The sequence below is a fragment of the Pseudomonas sp. SED1 genome (genome assembly GCF_034044025.1).
Lineage (GTDB): Bacteria > Pseudomonadota > Gammaproteobacteria > Pseudomonadales > Pseudomonadaceae > Aquipseudomonas.
In genome coordinates, this window is sequence record NZ_JAXCIS010000016.1 from 1 (window position 1) to 2,651 (window position 2,651).

3 protein-coding genes are annotated in these 2,651 nt (G+C 58.6%); all 3 read left to right on the top strand.

The features are described 5' to 3' along the window. Nucleotides 1-203 precede the first annotated feature (203 nt). The 3 genes from aroQ to accC are packed head-to-tail and all read left to right on the top strand — an operon-like array spanning nt 204 to nt 2,519. Nucleotides 204-659: a type II 3-dehydroquinate dehydratase gene (aroQ, locus tag SNL23_RS02325; protein ID WP_017478426.1), complete on the top strand. Its 456-nt coding sequence runs from the start codon at nt 204-206 to the stop codon at nt 657-659. A gap of 25 nt (nt 660-684) precedes the next feature. After that, a complete protein-coding gene (gene accB / locus SNL23_RS02330; protein ID WP_076017978.1) occupies nt 685-1,140 on the top strand; it encodes an acetyl-CoA carboxylase biotin carboxyl carrier protein in 456 nt (151 codons plus the stop codon). Between the two features lie 17 nt (nt 1,141-1,157). Further along, complete coding sequence (gene accC / locus SNL23_RS02335) at nt 1,158-2,519, top strand: acetyl-CoA carboxylase biotin carboxylase subunit (protein ID WP_076017979.1); 1,362 nt, start codon at nt 1,158-1,160, stop codon at nt 2,517-2,519. Nucleotides 2,520-2,651 lie beyond the last annotated feature (132 nt).

The following is a 2,651-nucleotide window of genomic DNA, read 5'->3' on the forward strand; positions in this document are numbered from 1 at the left end:
ACCGGCCAACGCATGTGCCGGCTGAACCACCGCCTTCGCGAGCAAGCCCGCTCCCACACTGACCGGATTCAGGCTTGCGGTCACATATTTTGCGCAATCCTCGCTAATCGTGCTGCCTACTGCATAGAACTGGACAGTCACAAAGCCTTTGCGGCATAGTCGCCGGGTTCTACCGTGCCCACATCAATAACAAGGAACAGCCGATGGCGACCTTACTGGTTCTTCACGGACCCAACCTGAACCTGCTCGGCACCCGCGAACCGGGCGTCTACGGGTCAGTGACCCTCGAACAGATCAACCTCGATCTGGAACGACGGGCACGTGATGCCGGCCACCATCTGCTCTACCTGCAAAGCAATGCCGAGTACGAACTGATTGATCGTATCCATGCCGCGCGCAGCGAAGGCGTGGACTTTATCCTGATCAATCCCGCCGCTTTTACGCACACAAGCGTTGCATTACGTGACGCGCTGCTGGCGGTGAGCATCCCATTCATCGAAGTGCATTTATCGAACGTGCACAAACGCGAACCTTTCCGCCATCACTCTTACTTCTCCGACGTTGCGGTAGGAGTGATCTGCGGCCTTGGCGCCAGCGGTTACCGACTGGCCCTGGAGGCCGCCCTGGAACAGCTTGAAGACACGGCCAAGCGCCCCTGACCGACCCTTTGGGAGTTGATGATTCATGGATATCCGTAAAGTTAAGAAACTGATCGAACTGCTGGAAGAATCCGGTATCGACGAGCTGGAGATCAAGGAAGGCGAGGAATCCGTACGGATCAGCCGTCACAGCAAGACCCCGGCCCAACAGTTCTACGCACCTCAGATGCAAGCGCCGGCTCCGGCCGCTGCGCCAGTGGCTGCTCCGGTTGCTGCTGCCGAAGCCCCTGCTGCACCTAAACTGAACGGTTTCGTGGTCAAGTCGCCAATGGTCGGTACCTTCTACCGCACCCCGGCACCGACCTCGCCAGCCTTCGTTGAAGTCGGCGCAACCGTGAAAGTGGGCGACACCATCTGCATCGTTGAAGCGATGAAGATGATGAACCACATCACGGCTGAAAAAGCCGGCGTCATCGAATCCATCCTGGTAGAAAACGGTCAGCCGGTTGAGTACGACCAGCCGCTGTTCACCATCGTTTGAACCGCGGAGCGCCTTCGATGTTGAAACCTGCGAAGAAACTGCAAAAAGTCCTGATCGCCAACCGCGGCGAGATCGCGCTGCGTATCCTGCGCGCCTGTAAGGAAGAGGGCATCAAGACCGTCGCTGTTTACTCGACGGCCGATACCGAATTGATGCACGTGAAACTGGCGGACGAAAGCATCTGCATCGGCCCGCCACTGGCCACGAACTCGTACCTGAAAGTCTCGAACATCATCGCCGCCGCTGAAGTCACTGGCGCCGATGGTATTCACCCGGGCTACGGCTTCCTCGCCGAAAACGCCGATTTCGCCGAACAGGTAGAGAAATCCGGGTTTGCCTTCATCGGCCCGAAAGCCGAAACCATTCGCCTGATGGGCGACAAGGTATCGGCCAAGGACGCCATGATCGCAGCCGGCGTGCCAACCGTTCCAGGTTCCGACGGCCCGCTGCCTGAAGACGAGGCAACCGCCCTGCGCATTGGTCGCGAAGTCGGTTACCCGGTGATCATCAAGGCCGCCGGCGGCGGCGGTGGTCGCGGCATGCGCGTGGTACACAAGGAAGAAGACCTGATCGAAGCCGCCAAGCAGACTCGCTCCGAAGCGGCCGCCTGGTTCGGCAACCCGATGGTCTACCTGGAAAAGTACCTGACCAACCCACGTCACGTGGAAGTGCAGGTACTGTCCGACGGCCAGGGCCACGCCATCCACTTGGGCGACCGCGATTGCTCGCTGCAACGTCGTCACCAGAAGGTACTGGAAGAAGCGCCGGCACCAGGCCTGGATGAAACTGCTCGCCAGGAAGTACTGGCTCGCTGCGTCAAGGCGTGCATCGACATCAACTACCGTGGCGCGGGCACTTTCGAGTTCCTGTACGAGAACGGCCGTTTCTACTTCATCGAGATGAACACTCGTGTGCAGGTAGAGCATCCGGTTTCGGAAATGGTCACCGGTATCGACATCGTCAAGGAGATGCTGAGCATCGCCGCTGGCAACAAGCTGTCGTTTACCCAGGATGATGTGAAGATCCACGGCCACTCCCTGGAGTGCCGGATCAACGCCGAAGACCCGAAAACCTTTATCCCAAGCCCTGGCCTGGTCAAGCATTTCCATGCGCCCGGCGGCAACGGCGTACGTGTGGATTCGCACCTGTACAGCGGCTACAAGGTTCCGTCCAACTACGATTCACTGATCGGCAAGCTGATCACCTGGGGCGCCACCCGCGACGAGGCCATGGCCCGTATGCGTAACGCACTGGACGAAATCGTGGTAGACGGCATCAAGACCAACATCCCGCTGCATCGGGATCTGGTTCGCGATGAAGGCTTCTGCGAAGGTGGTGTGAACATTCACTACCTGGAACACAAGCTGGCTAATCAGTAAGCGAAGTGATCCAACCAACAAAGCCGCCTTCGGGCGGCTTTGTTGTTTGTGCCCACCCGACTTTCCTGAATGGATACATTCCCCTTGTGGGAGCGGGCTTGCTCGCGAATGCGGTATGCCAGTCAAAACATC

What these genes read in the sequence shown, in the direction of transcription:
- accC (WP_076017979.1), top strand. Translation starts at nt 1,158, where the DNA reads ATGTTGAAACCTGCGAAGAAACTGCAAAAAGTCCTGATCGCCAACCGC.
- accB (WP_076017978.1), top strand. Translation starts at nt 685, where the DNA reads ATGGATATCCGTAAAGTTAAGAAACTGATCGAACTGCTGGAAGAATCC.
- aroQ (WP_017478426.1), top strand. Translation starts at nt 204, where the DNA reads ATGGCGACCTTACTGGTTCTTCACGGACCCAACCTGAACCTGCTCGGC.